This is a genomic window from Paenibacillus sp. EZ-K15, assembly GCF_002573715.1.
Taxonomy (GTDB): domain Bacteria; phylum Bacillota; class Bacilli; order Paenibacillales; family Paenibacillaceae; genus Paenibacillus_AQ.
In genome coordinates, this window is record NZ_PDHM01000024.1 from 147821 (window position 1) to 167044 (window position 19224).

13 protein-coding genes are annotated in these 19224 nt (G+C 50.3%); 3 read left to right on the forward strand and 10 right to left on the reverse strand.

Translation table 11 applies throughout. The features are described 5' to 3' along the window. Window positions 1–90: 90 nt before the first annotated feature. The 6 genes from CRG97_RS28800 to yicI form a co-directional block, all read right to left on the reverse strand. Entirely contained in the window at window positions 91–1803 is a 1713-nt protein-coding gene (locus CRG97_RS28800) for an ABC transporter substrate-binding protein (protein WP_098749005.1), read from the reverse strand. A 76-nt stretch (window positions 1804–1879) separates the two neighbouring features. Beyond that, on the reverse strand, window positions 1880–2788 hold the full coding sequence (locus CRG97_RS28805; protein WP_098749006.1) for a carbohydrate ABC transporter permease: 909 nt from the start codon (window positions 2786–2788) through the stop codon (window positions 1880–1882). A 15-nt stretch (window positions 2789–2803) separates the two neighbouring features. Then, a complete protein-coding gene (locus tag CRG97_RS28810; RefSeq protein WP_098749007.1) occupies window positions 2804–3766 on the reverse strand; it encodes an ABC transporter permease in 963 nt (320 codons plus the stop codon). A 594-nt stretch (window positions 3767–4360) separates the two neighbouring features. Further along, window positions 4361–5917 carry a response regulator transcription factor gene (locus CRG97_RS28815; protein ID WP_098749008.1) on the reverse strand — a complete coding sequence of 519 codons (1557 nt, stop codon included), beginning with the start codon at window positions 5915–5917 and terminating at the stop codon, window positions 4361–4363. Continuing rightward, window positions 5892–7700, reverse strand: coding sequence for a cache domain-containing sensor histidine kinase (locus CRG97_RS28820; RefSeq protein WP_098749009.1), 1809 nt, complete (start codon window positions 7698–7700; stop codon window positions 5892–5894). Before CRG97_RS28820 ends, CRG97_RS28815 begins: the two co-directional genes overlap by 26 nt. 218 nt (window positions 7701–7918) lie before the next feature. After that, window positions 7919–10246, reverse strand: a complete 2328-nt coding sequence (gene yicI / locus CRG97_RS28825; protein ID WP_098749010.1) for an alpha-xylosidase — start codon at window positions 10244–10246, stop codon at window positions 7919–7921. 171 nt (window positions 10247–10417) lie between these two features. On the opposite strand from yicI, the gene CRG97_RS28830 reads away from it, so the two are divergent. Further along, window positions 10418–11296, forward strand: a complete 879-nt coding sequence (locus tag CRG97_RS28830) for a helix-turn-helix transcriptional regulator (RefSeq protein WP_098749011.1) — start codon at window positions 10418–10420, stop codon at window positions 11294–11296. Here the strand turns inward: CRG97_RS28830 and CRG97_RS28835 are convergent. Beyond that, window positions 11291–12676 (reverse strand): glycosyl hydrolase family 18 protein, encoded by a 1386-nt coding sequence (locus CRG97_RS28835; RefSeq protein ID WP_237566612.1) that lies wholly within the window; start codon window positions 12674–12676, stop codon window positions 11291–11293. The two genes, CRG97_RS28830 and CRG97_RS28835, sit on opposite strands and share 6 nt — an antisense overlap. A gap of 341 nt (window positions 12677–13017) precedes the next feature. Then, window positions 13018–13770: a YqcI/YcgG family protein gene (locus CRG97_RS28840; protein ID WP_098749013.1), complete on the reverse strand. Its 753-nt coding sequence runs from the start codon at window positions 13768–13770 to the stop codon at window positions 13018–13020. Window positions 13771–13954: 184 nt separating this feature from the next. On the opposite strand from CRG97_RS28840, the gene rnjA reads away from it, so the two are divergent. Continuing rightward, window positions 13955–15673, forward strand: coding sequence for a ribonuclease J1 (gene rnjA / locus CRG97_RS28845; protein WP_098749014.1), 1719 nt, complete (start codon window positions 13955–13957; stop codon window positions 15671–15673). A gap of 167 nt (window positions 15674–15840) precedes the next feature. Here rnjA and CRG97_RS28850 read toward each other — a convergent pair whose 3' ends face one another. Both CRG97_RS28850 and CRG97_RS28855 read right to left on the reverse strand, forming a co-directional pair. Next, window positions 15841–17064 (reverse strand): MFS transporter, encoded by a 1224-nt coding sequence (locus tag CRG97_RS28850; RefSeq protein WP_098749015.1) that lies wholly within the window; start codon window positions 17062–17064, stop codon window positions 15841–15843. Between the two features lie 61 nt (window positions 17065–17125). Further along, a complete protein-coding gene (locus CRG97_RS28855; protein WP_098749016.1) occupies window positions 17126–18199 on the reverse strand; it encodes an ATP-binding protein in 1074 nt (357 codons plus the stop codon). A 309-nt stretch (window positions 18200–18508) separates the two neighbouring features. On the opposite strand from CRG97_RS28855, the gene CRG97_RS28860 reads away from it, so the two are divergent. Further along, the gene (locus tag CRG97_RS28860) at window positions 18509–19129 is read left to right on the forward strand and encodes a hypothetical protein (RefSeq protein ID WP_098749017.1); all 621 of its coding nucleotides are present in this window, start codon (window positions 18509–18511) and stop codon (window positions 19127–19129) included. Window positions 19130–19224 lie beyond the last annotated feature (95 nt).

Below are 19224 nucleotides of genomic sequence, written 5' to 3' on the forward strand. Positions count from 1 at the left end.
TAAATAACGGAAAAACCGCTATAACAGTGCCCCTTTCATATAGCGGCAAAAGGGGCCGCATATTGCCGGCCCCTTCTATTCACCTATACCTTAATCATTCCAGAGTTCGACGCGGTCGCGTACCAATTGGGTGTATTCCTGCTCCATTTTCTCGGCGCCGGCATCATTCAGTTCTTTGATGAACTGTTCATACAGCGCATCAAATTTCGCCGGATCGGCAAGAATGATTTCCGGAATCCGTTTACGGGTAATCTCCTCCACCTTTTTGTACGTGATATTGATATTGGAGTCGCTCGGTACTGGAATGTTGTAAGCAACGCCCCATGGCTTCACTTCAAATTCCTCTTGTTTCGGCCACAGGTCTTTCCACATTTCCGCGCCGTATGCTTTCAGTGTCTCCTTCGCGGATGGCGTATAGTTCTCTATGATCGTCTCCGGGAAATTCGTCGTATAGTAGTTGTCCGTCGAATCCTTCACGCCGTCTCCGTAACGCGGGAACATGGCGTTGTACAAGCCGATTCCTGTTTCCTTGGTGAAGTTGGCGTTGTCATAGGTTTTGCGCTCTTGGACGTCTTCCGGAATGACGCGCTTGCCGTCCACAACGTTGTAATGCTCGCCCTCAATTCCCCAATTCATCAAAACTTGCCCTTCTTCGGAAGCCAGATAATCCAGGAACTTGATGATTCGAACTGGATCCTTCGCGGACGTCGTAATGCCCACACCCCATCCGGCGACGTAACCCGCGTCTTGGAACGTTGCATCCTTCGTCGACTCATCCAGCTGGATCGGGAATCTCGCATAGGTGCGGTTTTCCTTGCCGGAAGATCTCAGTGCGTTTGTTGCATTGCCGAAGCCCCACTCCTGATCGATGACGCCAAGAACACGGCCAGAGGAGATTTTAGCTTCGTATTGGTCGGTTTTCTGTACGAACGTTTCCTTATCCAGAAGACCTGCATCATTCATATGGTTCAACCAGCGGAAATATTCTTTCTCTTCCGTGCGCTTGTAGTGCAGCTTAGCCTCGACCGTCTCCTGGTCGATATAATACTCGCCGTCATCCGATGCGCCTGTCGCGATAAACGCCGGGTTCGTTACCGAGATCATAATTCTCCATCCGTCCGCATTCAGCGTCAGCGGAATCGTCGGCTGGCCGTCAATGGTCGGGTGTTTCTCGGCATAGTCTTTCAGCGCTTTCTCGTAATCCTTCACCGTCTTCAGTTCAGGGTATCCGAGTTCTTTCAGCACTTCGTGCTGGACCTGGAACGTGCCGCCGGCATCGAGCGCCTGATGGTCCACCGCTGCAAGTGTCGGAAGGACATAGATGGCCTCATCCTCGTTGCTCCATTTTAGGCGGCTCATATATTCACCGTACACCTTCTTGATATTCGGCGCATGCTCTTCGATCAGATCCGTCAGATCAATGAACGCTCCGGAGTCTACAAACAGATTGGCGTCACCCTTGGCAAATACCAAGTCCGGATATTCCCCGCTCGCTACCATCAGCGGGAGCTTCTGATTGGAGCCGTCTACCGCGTATTCTGCCTGGATCGTAATGCCGGTTTTCTCGGTCAGCTTCTTGCCGACCGCATCCTGCATGTTGGCCCAGTTCGCATTGGAATCCGCGCTGTAATACGTCATGGTCATCGGCTCGAGCTTCTCTTCCTGCTGCGTATCGTTGCCGCCGTTGCCTTCTTCGCCGCCGTTTGCGCTATTGTTGCTGTCGCCGTTGCCGCACGCTGCAAGAACGAATGTAGCCATCATCATGATCGCGAGCAGCAGCGACAATCTCTTCTTATGCTTCATTGCTATACCCCCTAAATCGATTTTTAATTATCTATCGTATAACAGGACGTAATGCCTGCTGATACTGTACATGAGCTTAGCTTTTTACGGCTCCGAGCGTCATCCCCTTCACAAAATACCGCTGCAGGAACGGATAGACGAGCAATATCGGAACCGTGACCACAATCGTGATCGCCATTTTGATCGATTCCGGCGACACCTGCTTCACGATTTCGGCCATATTCTGCCCGGACATCATGCCGCTGGTTTGTCCCTGCGTGCTCTGCAGCACCTTCATCAGCTCGAATTGGAGCGTAGTGAGATGGGGTGCGTTACCGTTGTAGAGATACGTATCAAGCCAAGAGTTCCATTGCCCGACGGCCAGGAACAAGGCAATGGTAGCCAGGACGGGCTTACAGAGCGGAAGAATGATTTTGTAATAGATCGTGAAATCGTTGGCCCCGTCAAGCTTTGCCGATTCCTGCAGCGAGTACGGCAGGCTGTCGATGAAAGACCGGATGACGAATACGTTAAACGCGCTCACCATGCCTGGAATGATGTAGACCAGAAACGAATTCATCATGTTCAAGTCACGAATCAGGATGAACACCGGAATCATTCCGCCGGAGAAGTACATCGTCAGCGCAAGAAAGGTCGACATGAACCTTCTTCCCTGAAAGTCTACCCTGCTGAGGACGTAGCCCAGCATCGTGCCGCTTAGCAAGCCCAGAAAGGTCCCTGCAAGCGTACGGAGAATCGTATTTTTGGCCCCGGTGACCAAGCCGTCGTATTTAAAAATCTGCACATAGTTCTCCAGCGTGAACTCCCGCGGCCAGAGGTAGATTCCCCCGCGCACCGTATCGACGGAATCGTTCAGCGATATCGCCAGAACGTTCAGGAACGGGTACAGTGTGACAATCATGACCAGTGCCATGATGGTAAAATTCGCGATATCAAACACCCGATCGGAGAGCGAGGGCTTGAATGCTGTTTTGGTTCGTGCCATGCTGTTTCCCTCCCCTTACATAATCGATTGCTTCGTGAATTTTTTGAACGCGCCGTTGGCAAGCAGCAGTAGGATGATGCTTACGACGGAGTTGAACATTCCGATGGCCGTACCGAATGAAAAGCGTCCCATGCCAAGCCCATAATTCAGCGCATACAGGTCCAGCACTTCGGAATAATCCACCACCAGCGGATTACCCAGCAAGAACTGCTTCTCGAAACCGATGCTGATCAGATGACCGATGGACATGATCAGCAGGATAGCAATCGTTGGGGCGATGCTCGGCAGCGTAATGTGCCATATTTGGCGAATTCGGCTCGCGCCGTCAACCTTGGCTGCTTCGAACTGCTCCTGATCAATCCCTGAAATCGCTGCCAAATAAATGATCGCGCTCCAGCCCATTTCCTTCCATATATCGGAGCCTGTTACGATGTACCAGAACAGGTTCCCCTGAGCCATGAACTGTATCGGCTGATCAATGAACCCCAGCCACATCAGCAGCTGATTGACAGCGCCTCCATCTGTGGACAGCATTTTGGTCACGATACCGGCAACCACGACCCAGGACACAAAATGCGGCAGATAAGATATCGTCTGTACGGTCCTCTTGAATACGCTTCCATGAAGCTCATTCAACAAGACTGCGAATAGGATCGGAATCGTAAATCCAACGATCAATCCCATAAAACTCATGGCGAGAGTATTTCGCAACACCAGATAAAACTTATCATCCGAGAAGAGTGTCACGAAATGGTCCAGGCCCACCCATTTTTGCTCGAAGATCCCTTTGCCCGGCTTGTAATTCTGGAATGCCATCAGCCAGCCCCAGACCGGCATGTAGCTGAAGATGAACACAATGACGATGAAAGGAAGCGACATTCCATACAGTACTTTCTGCTCTTTGAAAGTGGCCCAAAAGCCTTTCTTTTTCTTTGCGGCAGGTTGGATGCTACCTTCTGTCTTTGTTACCGCTTTCAAACCAACCCCTCCTCTCTTGTATATCCTGATGATAAACCAAGCTGCGGCGGGGAAGTACCCGAAGGATTGGTTTAAAAATCATATAAAAATTAGACATTAACTGAGGAGAAAATGCAGAAGAGCTTTATGCCGCTCCGTGTCCGGATCGTATCTCCGATCGCTGTTAAACCCGGGAAACTTCGGATGATACGGGGAGGTGGTTTCCCGGCTTTAAAGGCGACCGCTGTCGCTTCTCCGATACGATTCCGGCCCCTCCGCTCGGAGCTTCGCAGCAGTTGGCTCCCCCAGTCATGTCTTGGGGGAGGTAGGAGGAAATAAAAAAGACGCGTACCTTAGTCGCGTCTTAAAGGCAACGATATGAAAGTACTTATGTTTAGTCTGGTTGTATGGTAAGTGAACGCTATAGGAGAAGAGCAATTATTAACCTTTAGAATACGACATCAATCGATGCGCAGCTGCTTAAAGCCTATTTGCCGTGCGCCGGCTCACTGCGGCTACTCATGCGATACTCTGTCACAATAGGCTGTATAACCTCGGGGACACATCCGGGCTCGGCCACGTTGTGCAAATCAGCGTTACGTCAATGACGACTAATTACAGGTCCAGTTCCTTGCGGAAATTAGAGGGAGAGGTACCAACGTACTTTTTAAACTTGCTATGAAAATAATCTACGTTCGTATACCCGACCTTCTCCGCAACCTGATATACCTTCATGCCTTGTTTCAGATAATCCTTGGCCTTGTTAATCCGGACCTTATCGAGGTACGTATTGAAGTATTCTCCGGTTGTATTCTTGAACATCTTCCCGAGGTAGGCACTGTTGTAATTAAATACGGAGGCCAGTGTTTCCAGTTTAAGATTCTCATTATAATTGCGCTGAATCAGATCCATAATCCGCTTCATCTCCTGATCTCGTCCGCCACCCCCCGCCTGCCAGATCAGCTCCTCCAGGAATTGGGACGAATGGCGGCACAAATCATAGGCCGTGCGCTGGCGAAATATCGCGGCAATCCGATCCGAATATTCTTTTGTGCGGGATTGCAGCTCTGGCTGATGCTGCATCAGCTTGTTGTGCACGCCGGTGAGGAGCTCCACGAACGCCCCCTTCATCCTCTCCTCCGTATACTCCTCATTGACCATGGCATACACGGCAGCATGCAGCAGCTTCCGCTGCACCTCGACATTGCCTACATCTACAGCGTAATAGAGCTGCTCCATCAGCTGCTCCGGATCATAAGGTTGCCGCTCTTCATCCGTAATGTCGTCAGCAAACCGCTTGGATTCAGGGAATAACAACTCGCCCGAAGGATAGAAGAAGCGTTCGCGAATCCGTTCCTTTGCACAACGGTACGAATCGGCTATATCCTCCAGACGATGAACCTGGCGCCCCAATGAAGCCGTAATTGAGCTACCTGCCAGTGTGGCAGCATCCTCCAACGTCTGAAGCAATTCCTTCCGCCCTCCTGCGGTCAATACTGGCGTGGGCATTAGAACGCCAAGTTGTCCATGCATGGAAAAGACCGTGCCGCAGCCGTTCTCTTCAAAAGCTTCAAGCAGCTGGTTTTTCAACCGGTCGTCGGCTCCCTCACCAGATTCATCGTAGCCATTATGATGAATAATCAGCACTTGGTAATGGTTCCATAACAGTCCTGACCGCCCGGCGATATGCCGTAAAGCCGCAGGATCGGGCTTACTCTCCGGATTGAACCATGTCTGAATGAACTGCTCGCGGCTCATATGGGAGGCTGCCCTATTCAGCGCCTTCCTCTCCTGTTCCTGCTCGATGGCTTCTTTAATCTGAAGCAAATACTTGCTCAGCTCGTCCTCATCCACCGGTTTCAATAGGTATCCGTCCACGCGATGGGAAATCGCCCGTTTGGCATAATCAAAATCAGCATATCCGCTCAGGATGAGCAGGCGAATCTCGGAATCCAGGTTTCGGATGGCTTCAATCAGCTGCAATCCGTCCATTCCCGGCATTCGGATATCAATCAGCATCAAATCCGGGTCAAACATCCCGTGCTTCTCCAACGCTTCGCTCCCGTTCGCTGCGGTACCAACAACCTGATATCCAAGCTCGTTCCATGGCACAATGCTCTTCAGTCCTTCGCGCAGTTTGGGTTCGTCATCCACGATTAACACTTTCATCATCGCTCTCTCCTCCTGTCGGAATACTGAATTTAATGCGCGTTCCAATCCCCGGTTCGCTATAAATGATCAGACCCGCTTCAGGGCCGTAGGTAAGCTGCAGACGGACATGAACATTTCGGAGCCCGATCCGTCCTCCGTCCTTCTCATCGGTATCGTTCAAATAACCATAGATCATCTGCAATCGCTCCAAGGTTATGCCCGCTCCATTATCCTCGGTCATGACGTGCAGTTTCCCTTCGCTGGCCGTGACCCTCACCCTGATGAAAGTTCCTTCTTCCTTGTGATCCATCCCATGTATGACCGCATTCTCCACAAGCGGTTGTATGATCAGCGGCGGGATTCTGACCCGATTGGCTTCGGGATCTACCAGAAGTTCATATTTCAGACGATCCTCATAGCGGAATTTTTGAATATCCAGATAACACTGCACCATCTCGATCTCGTCTTTTATCGTTGTTTTTCCGCTGCCTATCTCGAGATTGCTTCGCATCATTTTACCGAGCAGACGCACAATCCGGGCGATTTCGTCCTCACCCTTGAGATGCGCCTCCATGCGAATAGACTCTAAGGCATTAAACAAAAAGTGCGGATTGATCTGACTGGCCATCATTTTGAATTTAATTTCGTTCTGCTTCTGCTCCATTAACCGTTTCTGTTCATTGGACTCCTGCACTTCGTTCATCAGGTCATTAATGTTACCGACCATGGAGTTGAATTGGCGGGATAACTGGCCGATCTCATCCTTGCCGTCAATTTCCATCGCAACGCCGAGGTTGCCGATACCTACCTTCGTAATATGCTTGCTGAGGCGCAGCAGCCGATTAGAGATCAGTGAGGAGAAGCTGTAGATCAGAAGAACGGCCAGCAGTAGACTGATGATGATGACCGTCATCGCCAGCTTGCTGATCCGGTTGGCGTCCGCCACGATGCTATCAATCGAAAATATGGAAATAATGCGCAGGCCATTAACTCCGGATTCCGTATTCAACGGTTCAATCAGCACCTTGGAGGCTTCATCATGGATGACCGATTCATAGCTTCCGCTCGCACGGTATACAACCCCGCTGGTATCTTGAATCTCGGCTAGCGTCTTCCCGTACAGCTCCGGGCGGTTAGCGGCGACAATATTGTTATTGCTGTCCACAATAATGGTGTCGAACGTTTCTTGGCTGAGGATCGTGTTCAGCATACCCGTATTGACATTGATCACCAGTACACCACGATTGTCCTTGCTTCCAAGATCAACCCCCTTGATTAAGCTGAGGTAAAGCTTCTGATCTCGCTCATCCGTAATATAGTCCCAGTAGATGACTCCAATATCATCCTCGGCTCGCCGATACCATTCCGTTCTCTTGATTTCATCCTCGGGATAAAGGAACTCCCAATTGTTCAGCATGGTGGGGTTTTCACTGTAGAAACGGATATTCGATATTTCCTTGTACATCCGAATCGCCTGCTGTAAATCGGGATACTCCCTGTAAGCCACAAATACGTCGTATACGCTTTCATATTGTCGGCTAGCAAGATTTCTCAGACGCTCGTCGTAGGATAGCCGATAGGATAAATCGTCTGCCACGTTGATGACTTCAGTTGACCGTTTCTTGACCCGGTCCACGTTCTGGTAAGCCTGCTCCAACGCATTGTTGAAAGCAAACTTGCGGAGCTCGCCCGTAAGGAATATCCCCACGATGGCTACCGGCACAAAGACCACGACAACAAAAGACAATATCAATTTATTGCGGATTTTCATGTCATTCACAAGTTGAATGAAATAAGATAACATCGGACCGTCTTCGCTCCTGTCCTTTAATCTTCGGCAAGCCTCTAAAAAGAAAACGGTTACAACTATTCGTGAATAAACCTGCCGCAGGCCTATTATATCAGCATTGCCGTTTGTTCAAGGCCAGCTAAAATATGGAAGAAGCCCGACTCCAGCATAAGGCTGGTCCGGGCTCATCTTCGCTATGTTTTTTCCTTTTATCAAACAGACGTTCACCGAGCTTACCCTTCCAGAGCTGCCGTGAAGGTCACCGCAAGTTGTCCGGCTTCCACTTGAATGCTGTCTTCTTGCAGGCTCACTCCAGAGCCATCCACAGATGAAACGGCTCCCATGTCATGCAGCTTCACGGAGAATGGCTTGCCGCTGCCTTCCACCGCAAAATCAATCCGGCTGCCTGCACGTACCGCCCGCACAACCAGTTCGGTCTCCCCATTCATGTTGCGAACGGTAACCGAAGCCTCGCTCCCGTCTTCCAATGCATACAAGCCAAGTTCAACTCTGTCTGCATAGTCATATTCCGGACGGTTGTCGGTTGCTCCCAAGGCGAGGAACGAGTTGCTGCGTACAAACAACGGCAGCCCGAGGAAACCGTACGTTTCCTTGCGCCAAGCTCCGCCATCCACCGTTTCTCCAGTTAACAGATGTGTCCAGCGGCCCTTCGGCAGATAGTACTTCACATCGCCGCTCTCGCTGAATACCGGTGCCACAAGCAGGGAATCTCCCAGCATATATTGACGATCCAGCATTTCAACGGCCGGGTCTTCCGGGAATTCCAGGAACATGGCGCGCATGCTTGGCACCCCTTGCTCCGATGCCTGTACGGCGGTATGGAACAGATAAGGCATCAGACGGCTCTTCAGCTTCGTGAAGAAGCGCGTAACGTCCACTGCCTCCTCGTCATAAGACCACGGCACCCGGTAAGAGCTGCTGCCGTGCAGACGGCTGTGACTGGACAGCAAGCCAAATGCCAGCCAGCGTTTGAATACATGCGCCGGAGCCGTATTTTCGAAGCCGCCAATGTCATGGCTCCAGAAGCCGAAACCTCCGAGACCAAGGGACAAGCCGCCGCGCAGGCTCTCCGCCATCGATTCGTAATCCGCATAGCAATCGCCGCCCCAGTGAACAGGAAACTGCTGTCCGCCTACGGTTGCAGAGCGTGCAAATACGGCTGCCTGATTCTTGCCGAACTTCTCCACCAGCACATCAAAGACCACTTTGTTATAGAGCTGTGTATAATAATTGTGCATTTTATGCGGATCGGAACCGTCAAAATAAACAACATCCGTCGGAATGCGTTCGCCGAAATCCGTCTTGAAGCTGTCGACACCCATATCTGCCAGCTCGCGAAGGTACCCTGCATACCATTCGCATGCGTCCGGATTCGTGAAGTCCACCAGCGCCATACCCGGCTGCCACAGATTCCACTGCCACACATCACCATTCGCTTTCTTCACGAGATAGCCCTTCTCACGGCCTTCCTCAAAGAGACGTGAGCGCTGCGCGATATACGGATTGATCCACACGCAGATTTTCAAGCCTTTTTCTTTCAAACGCTTCAGCATGCCTTCAGGATCCGGGAAAACCTCTTCATCCCATTGGAAGTCCGTCCAGTTGAGCCCCTTCATCCAGAAGCAGTCAAAGTGGAACACTTCCAGCGGGATATCGCGCTCCAGCATACCGTCAACAAAGGAGTTTACGGTTGCTTCGTCATACTGGGTTGTAAAAGAGGTCGAAAGCCACAAGCCGAAGGTCCAAGCCGGCGGCAGTGCCGGTTTGCCTGTCAGGTTCGTGTATTTGTCCAGCACGCCTTTCGGATCCGGTCCATCAATAACAAAGTACTCCAGTGACTCGCCTGGCACGCTGAACTGCACCTTCTTCACTTTCTCCGATGCCACTTCAAAGGATACGAGGTCCGGTTGGTTGACAAACACGCCATAGCCCTTATTCGTCAGATAGAACGGAATATTTTTATAGGCTTGCTCGGAGCTTGTTCCACCATCCTGGTTCCAAATATCCACGACCTGGCCATTCTTCACAAACGAAGTGAATCGCTCGCCAAGACCGTATACCCACTCGCCTACGCCAAGATCCAGCTCTTCGCGCATGTAGGTCTGTCCGCCATCTTCCACGATATGTGCCATCGATCTGGCTCTGCTGCCGGTAATGCGTTCTTCTCCTCTATAGAAGTGAACCGACCATTCCGGGCCTTTCTTGATCACAACGCTCAAATTGCCGCTGCGAAGAATTGCTTCCTGATCATTCTCTTCAATGACCGTATGGTCACCTTCCTGTTTGTACAATTCGAATGCAGGTCCGCGATCTCTTACCCCCGCATAGTGAACCAGCTTTACACCGATGACGCCGGGCGCCGGAGAATGAAATTGCACGGTGATCAGCTGTGCATTAATGGTTGCTCCTCTACCCGGAATCGGGGCCGTGGAGGCATAGGCTGTCAACGTGTCTCCTTTTACTGCAAAATCATAAGCCTGAACCGCTCCCGAAACGGAATATCCTTCCCGGATAAGCCAATTGCCGTCTGTAAATTTCATTTTTTAATCCGCCTTTCTATATGATGAAAATTGAACTTTAAGATGTAAGCGTTATAATATCATTATACTGATCTATTTCAGACCATTCTAACAGTATTACGTTGTTTTATAGCACAATCTTGATATAAGATGACATCATTCAAGCGGCTATTCATTCCAAGGAGGTATATGATGGATCAATCCTTTCGCCAATCGTTAAAAGAAAGCACCGTCCACGGAAATGAACGCTTCCCGTTTGGTGCCTACTGGCATCAATTTGCCCCCGGTGCCCATGTGGTAGACTCCCATTGGCATAAGGAAGCGGAAATTTTCTACGTGATCGAAGGCGAGGTTCTGTTTCAGATCGACTCGGAATATATCCCTGTCCGGGCGGGTGAAGCGATATTTATCGATGGAGGAGACCTTCACACCGGCCATGCCCGGGGCGATCAAGGGTGCAGCTTCTGTGCGATGGTGTTCGATTTCGGAATGCTTGCAAGCAGCAGCTACGATCTTGTACAAGAAGGGATGATTGTTCCCTTTCAGGAGCGGAGAGCCACCTTTCCAAGATGGATGACATTCGAGACCGATGGGCAGCTGCTTCAGCATATAAAGGAAATGACGCTGCTGTCGAAGCACAAACCTACTGGTTATGAGGTCGCTATTAAGGGACATCTGTTTCTCATGTTATTTCAGGCCGCCTCCTCTGGCCGACTGGTCAACCGGAGCCGGAGCGAAGCAGCGGATATGGTGAGAACGGAACGCTTGAAGAAAGTCATTCTCTACATCCAGAATCATTATCACCGTCCTATCCGGCTGGGTGAGCTGGCTGATCTGATCCCTATGAGCGAAGGCCAGTTCTGCCGCTTCTTCAAATCCATGACCGGGCAAACGCCTGTGGACTATATGAATTCCTATCGCGTTCGCCAGGCAGCGGAACTCCTTCGTCAGCCGGACAATAAAATATCCGACATCGCACTCGATGTCGGATTTGGGCACATCAGTTATTTTGTTCGGGTCTTCCGTAAGATTATGGACTGCACGCCTTCGGAGTATCGGAAAAAACTATAATTTCGGCAGGCTCGGTATGGTCTGATTGCAATCCCCCGGAAGCGGCAGATTTCGGCATACGTACTGGCCCGCGCTGTTCTCATTTGCAGCACCTGACGGGGCTGGCTGATGAACCCGCTGTTTCCAGAGCTGCCACAGCATGAATCCATCATTTGCTCTTCCCTTATTCTTAATATAATTCACCATCGTTTCTACATTATAATAGGGCGTTGCAATATTATTCTGACCGTTCATCATGTCGGCATCGTATACCGTGCCCGGTGCGGCATTCAGTTGCAGGACGGCCCCGCCGGATCCCTCCGGTGCAATCTGCATGCCCATATTGATAGGTCCGTTGTATATCGCCTTGTACGATTCATATCCTTCACGCGGATCGTAATAAATACCGCCATCGTAGGACATCAAATTGATGAAGTTGATCTTACTGCCATGATCCTTGACTACGCGATACATGGTACCGCCAAAAGGAGATCCCCATTGGACCTTGCCTTCTTCAAACGGCGTTCCCTTCACGTAATAAGCGCCCGTGGACCAGCCGGCGATGGAAATCTGCAGATTGGCGTTTCTTGCATGAATTTCATTATAGAGACTCGTAATAATGCCCGCGATTTCTCCATCCTTGGTGCAGCTGAACTGGGTGGCTGTTCCTTTGTTGCAGCTGCTGCCGCTGGATTCCCAATCAATGTCGACTCCGGCAGCGCCAAGATCGAGAGCCAAATCCACAATGTTCTTGGCATTGAATCTGGACCACTGTGAACCTTGGCTGTATGACCAACCTCCTACCGATAGGAACGCTTTCGTTCCGCGGGCTCTGAGAGATGCAATGTTGTTACGCAGATCCTGGGACTGCTGGGCTGTAAATTTACGTTGACCGTTCGGCGTCGTCGCCCCTTCCACAAATTCCAAGCCTGCAATGGCTTGATCAAACGCATAGGACCCTTGGGAATACGTGGTGTCCGGTCTTACGAATGCAAGATTGAGATGGGTGATGTAATTGGGGATGTTGGCGGTCGTCAGATCGTAAATACTGGTGTTCCAAGAGCTCGCGTAAGCGACATACATACGATCACCAGGCAGCGGAGGGTCTACAGGAGGGTCTACTGGCGGATCCACCGGGGGATCGACGGGCGGTGTCCCGGGAGTGCAAACACCAAGGTCCTCCCATACACCCCATTGTCCAGTCGTTCCAGGCACCTCGCCCTGTGTCCACCATTTCGCTTTCCAGGCGTGGCCGTTGTAGGATACAATATTCCCCCCGCCATATACGGCGGAACTGCTCCAAGCTGACTCGGTACAAACCTCAGCGGCTTGAGCCTCGTACACAGGGAACATACTAATCACCAGCACGGCGATGAATCCGAGAATCCATCCTTTCATCATTCTGGACCACCTTGTCATTCATCAAACAACTCCTTCGCCAATTGATTTCGTTTATTAAAGCGGTTTCAAAGCTAGTGAAAGCTCCGTACCTTACACACCTCCTAACGCATACAGATGAAGTGATATGACGCACTTTAAGTGTAACTTGGTCATTTTTTGTACAACAAGGATAATATTTACTTGTTCAGGGGCAAAATCCTATACCTTGACCTATCAACGCCCCACGCAAAAAAAGCTGTCCCACTGCGGATTACCGCATATGGGGCAGCTCTTAAATAGAAAGCATGTTTAACCCTGACTCGGATTTAGGGTATGATGATAGCAACGTGTTATTTCTCTTATTATAGATTGATCTCTTTGTGCCGCCTTGCAAACGGACATTTCGATAGTGACTCCGTGTTATCCCGCAAAAAATATTGCTTCCATTCATAGTTATCCTCCGCCCCGTAGAACTTCAAGTCAGGGTGCGGTGGTACGGGATCATATTTGGCTAACCGCTGACGAATCAATCCCTTGGTGTGTTCTGCTTGCCTTGTTCGGGCATTGAACTGCTTCAGAACCCAACGAGGCGTAAAAGCAAGCATCATGTAGGGAAAGTATCTGCTCTGGCGAAGCTCATGTGCCGGTGTGCCGCAATAAACAAAATAAGGTTCGCCTGCAAAACAAAACTCCCACAGATGATCCGTAGGCTCCTCCGGCAGATCCGCCGGCCAAGGCTCCGTATCGTATTCGGTTGTCCGGCTTAACAGCTGCCAGAACAAGCGCTCATAATATTGGGCGCCTTCCAGGCTATCGCGGCCATGCTCCGTACAGATCATGACGACAAGTGAAGTATATGGCCCGAAGTCCCTGGAGCCGAGCCCGTACTCGCGCAGCAGAGCAGCAAGCTGTTCCGCCGCGGCCTGTGATTCGCCTTGATGAATAAAGCCGTATCTAAAATGATTCAGTGCATGTCCTTGCACTGCGGGAATACAAGGGAATTTGGCGTAACGGTCCGTCATTTTCTCGGTCAGCTTGGTTATCGCTTTCCGCTGCCATTCCTCCTGCAATCCATGGACAGCATCCATATCGTCCAACCTCAATAAACCGCTCATCACGAGACCCCCTCTGCTACAGCATATAAGAGTGGGTAAAAATAGGTGACTGTCTCGTGCGAAATGCACATGAATTTTGAAAAGCGTTTCCCAAAAGCTTGAACTTTCTGATATCTTAAGTAGAGAAGAAATTAAAATGACCAGGCTTATGCCTTAATTACCATAGAGAGGATTCTTTCACATTATGTCTAAACCCCTGTTAACAGATCAGATTCAAACTGCCAAACCCGCCAAAAAACCGAGGCCTTCCGCTCCACCCGTGCGCATCTTTGCGCTGGGGGGGCTTGGAGAAATCGGCAAGAACATGTACGGTGTGGAATTCAAAAATGAGATTATTATCATCGATGCCGGGCTGAAATTCCCGGATGCCGAAATGAGTGGCGTCGATTATATTATTCCGGACATTCGTTATTTACTGGATAACAAACATAAAGTAAAGGGTATGTTCCTGACCCATGGACATGAAGATCATATTGGGGCTATTCCCTATGTGCTTCGTCAAATCCAGATGCCGATCTATGGCGGGGCACTGACCATCGGCCTGGTTCGTGCGAAGCTGGAGGAGCATCGGCTGCTGGATCAGAGTGATCTGCGCATATTCCATGAAGACGAAACGATTTCATTCCGTCATCTTTCCGTTCATTTCTTTAGAACCACCCACAGCATTCCGGATGCCTTCGGGATCGTTGTGGAAACCCCGTACGGGCCGATCGTACATACCGGAGACTTTAAATTTGACTTTACGCCGGAGGACAAGCCTGCCAATCTGCATAAAATTCTGCATATCGGCGCGCGTGGCGTCCTGGCCCTGATGGCTGACAGTACCAATAGCGAGCGGGACGGGTTTACCCCTTCTGAACGCACCGTCGGCGATTCCATTCTGCGTCTGTTCCGGGAATGTCCCGGACGGATCCTGTTTGCCACCTTCGCTTCGAACGTTCATCGTCTGCAGCAGGTTGTTGAAGCTGCCACCAGAACAGGCCGCAAAATCGCCATCGTCGGCCGCAGCATGGAGAAGGTATTTGTGATTGGTCAGGAGCTTGGTTATATTCGCGTGCCGGACGGCATGATGATTGATGTGAAAGCCGTTAATCGTTATCGCGATGACCAGGTGCTGATTATTTGTACAGGTAGTCAGGGCGAGCCTAATGCGGCACTGACACGCATCGCATCAGGTGCCCATCGTTCGATCCAGATTCATCCGGAGGATACCGTTATTTTCTCGTCTTCGCCGATTCCTGGGAATACCCAGAACGTCAATCGCAGCATCGATCTCTTGATGCGGGCAGGAGCAGAAGTTAAATACGGCTCCATTCTCGATATCCACACTTCGGGTCACGGCTGCCGCGAGGATTTGAAGCTTATGATCAGCAGCTTGCGTCCCAAGTATTTTGTGCCGATCCACGGGGAATACCGGATGATGCTCAATCATCGTCACCTCGCCGTGCAGGTTGGGGTTGCCGACAGCAATGTTTATTTGATGAACATTGGGAATACGCTGTCCCTATTCCGCAACTATGCGCGTAAAGGCCGGAACATCCCCTCCGGAGACGTCTACATCAACAATGGAGAGCTGCGTACCCATGAGAAGGAATTGCTTGAGGAACGAGTACAGCTCGCTCACGATGGCGTTGTCATCGTCGCCATCACCATCAATCGCGAGACGCGCAAGCTGCTCTCCGGGCCGGAGCTGATTACCCGTGGGTTTGTATATATGCAGGACTCCAAGCCTCTTCTACGCAGAGCTGAAGCGATGCTGCGCAAGCAGCTGAACAAAGCCGGTGAACAGCGCGAATACAACCGGGCTGCCTGGGAACAGATGACAAACAACACACTCAACCGTTATTTTAAAAGGGAACTGGGCCGCAGCCCGTACATTATGCCTTCCATAATGGAAGTATAAGGCTCCGGTCACTCTGAGCCTTAACCGTATCTCAACATGAAAAGGGTGGATCCAAGGTCATTTAAACCTTCGGATCCACCCTTTTTCAGATATCAGAAAGTATACACTTCTAAGCATGTCCTTCCTGATATCGCAAGAATAAAATCATCTAAACGCGGTCTCCAGCCTTAGTCCGCAAGCTCCAGCCCTTTCGTTTCCTTGCCAAGTACGAGTACGCCGAGCGCACCGATCAGGATGGTCACGAAAAACATCACGAAAATGAATTCGATCCGGGTGCCATTTTGCTTCAACACCCCGACGAGCAGCGGTGCAATAACGCCGCCGATCCGTCCAAACGACGTTGCAAGCCCAACCCCCGTTGAACGAACCTTGGTCGGATAGAGTTCCGGACTGTAGGCATATAAACCTCCCCATGCTCCCAGATTGAAGAATGACAAGGAAATGCCTGCTGCCAGCAGCGAACCTTCCGTGTTGGCATAACCAAACCAGATGGCGCTAAAGGCCGTAAGCACCAAATAGGTAACGAGAACGAATTTCCGCCCGAACTTTTCTATAAAGTACGCGGCCGTAAAATAACCCGGCAGCTGGGCAAGCGTCATAATCAACACATACTGAAAGCTTCGGACCAGACTGAACCCTTTATCGACCATAACGGTCGGAAGCCACAGGAACATGCCGTAATACGAGAATACGACCGTAAACCACAGCACCCACAGCATAATGCTCGTACGCCGATGTTCAACCGACCAGACCGAAGCCACTCGCTGCCCAAAGGTCAGCTTAGGGGCTGCCTTAGCTTTCTGCTCAAGATATCTTGGCGAATCCTCGATGGCACGCCGCAGATAGAGCGCATAAAAAGCAGGCAGAGCTCCAATAACAAAAGCAGCCCGCCAGCCGTAATCCGGGATGACAAAGTAAGCGATGAGTGCAGATAGTATCCAGCCTGCCGCCCAGAAGCTTTCCAACAGCACAACCGCTCTTCCCCGTTCATGAACCGGCATGCTTTCTGATACCAGCGTGGATGCAACGGGAAGCTCTCCGCCAAGTCCGAAGCCGGCAATAAAGCGCATCAAACACAGCATGATAAACCCGGTAGCCAGCGCGGAAAGACCGCTCGCGATCGAGAATATGAGCAGCGTCCACAGCAGAATATTTTTCCGTCCATACTTATCAGCCAAGAATCCAGCCATGGCCGCGCCGAATACCATTCCGATCGATGTGGTACTTGTCAGTATCCCTACCTGCTGCGAGCTCAGCGACCATTCCGCTGCCAGCGCCGCAACAACAAATGAAATCATCCCGACATCCATCGCATCGAACATCCAGCTGGCACCCGCACTGAACAGCAGCTTGCGCCGCTTCGGCTCTTTTAACAATTGCATATTGCCCATGTTGGCCGCCCCCTCTCCTATATCTTTCTATAATGTAGAGCGAACCATACGCCTGGTCAAGCTAGATTATGCTGAGTGGCAGAATTACCTTTATGGTCGTTCCCTCGTGAAGCTTGCTGGATACATGAACCTGCCCCTTGTGATCCTCGATCATTTTTTTGCTGATCATGAAGCCCAGGCCATTGCCTTTCTCCTTCGTGGTGAAGAACGGTTCCCCGAGACGAGAGAGGATTGCTTCTGGAATCCCGCAGCCATTATCCGTAAAATGGATGGCCACAGTATGGTCATCGCTTCTCTCCAGCCGAATGGTCAACTCCCCGCCACCCGGCATGGATTCCACGGCATTTTTAATAAAATTGATGAACACCTGCTTCAGATGATTCACATCACCCTCGACATTGGCCTCTCGCTCTCCGAAATCCGTTATAATCTCGACGTTATGTATGATGGCCTGCGTATTTAATAGAGTAATCACTTGGTCCAGGAGCTGCCGGATATCGGCACGCTCGAATTTCACGCTTTGCGGCTTCGCCAAAAACAGAAGCTCACTTACGATCAGTTCGATCCTTTCGATCTCCGAGGAGATAATATCGAAATATTCATCCTTCCGGCCGGCGCCGGAGCGAATGAGCTGCACGAACCCTTTGATGGAAGTCATGGGGTTACGGATTTCATGGGCGATCCCTGCCGCAAGTTGACCGGCCATGGACAGCTTATCGGACTGGATCAGCCGCTCCTCTTCTTGATGGGCGGCCTTTTTCATATCGGTAATATCCGTAAAATGCGCCACATAGCCAAGTGTTCTTCCTTCCCTGCTACGAGCTATGCTTAGCATACAAGATACCCACCTGATATCGCCTTGTTTATGTATCAGTCTCTTCTCCAATTGCAAAGAAGCGGTCTTACCCGACACTAGCTTCTCCATCCTATCTTTGTCCTTATTCACATCTTCCGGATAAATCCAATTGTAATAGGGATGGTGCAGACACTCTTCCGCCTCATACCCCAGCATGACGCAAGCAGCGGGATTAATTGTGATAATGCTCCCCTCTGAATCGATGAATACGGTTCCAATCGGCGCTACTTCAATCGCTTGGACCATAAAATCATAGCTGAGACATTCACTATTCATCATCGTTTGGAGATCCTCCTGTCTTTCATTGTTCAATCGTTTTACATATTTCGAGATATCGGTTTGCTTCTCCTTTCCTCTCGCCTGTTGAAAAATATAAATAAAGCAAACCAAAGGATAATTTGGACATGGGGCGAATATATTGTTATGGGGTTTCTAATTTTTGGTGGCAATTCCAGCGCTATTCTAGTGAAACTGAGAGAAAATGGTTTTTTTTGACTTGAACGCTATGGCTTTTTCGTTTATTGTGAAAGAAAGCAAGTCATTTACAATTGCTAGTCGTTAGGACCGTTAACAAAGGAGTTTGCGAGTATGTACACGGAACAAGATATTTGGATTGTGCTTACAGGCACGGGCACCTGGTTCAGCAGAATGATCCAATATTTCACGAAGGCCCCACTCAACCATGCATCCATCGCGTTTGATTCCGAATTACGCGAAGTGTACAGCTTTGGGCGAAAGAAGGCGAACAACCCGTTTGACGGCGGTTTAGTTCGCGAGAATCTACGCGACCCCTTCTTCTACACTTCGGAATGCGCGGTATATCGTTTCCGCGTTAGTAATGAAGACTATCAACGCATGCACAACCTTGTCAAAGAGATGATGCGTGATCAGGACCGCTACAAATATAATCTGCTAGGGCTGCTGGGTATATTGTTTCGGATTCATATTGATCGTGACGATGCTTTCTTCTGCTCCCACTTTGTTGCTACGGTGCTGGAGCAAGCAGGCCTGCGGCCTGTGAACAAGCCTTGTCATCTTGTAACGCCGGAGGATTTCTCCCATTCATCGCAGTTGAATGAAGTCTACCGTGGACCTCTCCACGGGTATCTTGCTCAAGACATGACATCCCCGCTATCCCCATCACCGACGTTTACTCCTGTGACAACGAAAGGCCGAGGCAAGTTCTTCAGATTCGGAAAAACGGGTTAATACTGAAATATGTAGCTATCATATAAATATGTTTCTCTGATACCTTGGAAAAAAGCAGCCGGGCTCTCACCCGGCTGCTTTTTTGTATGTTCCTC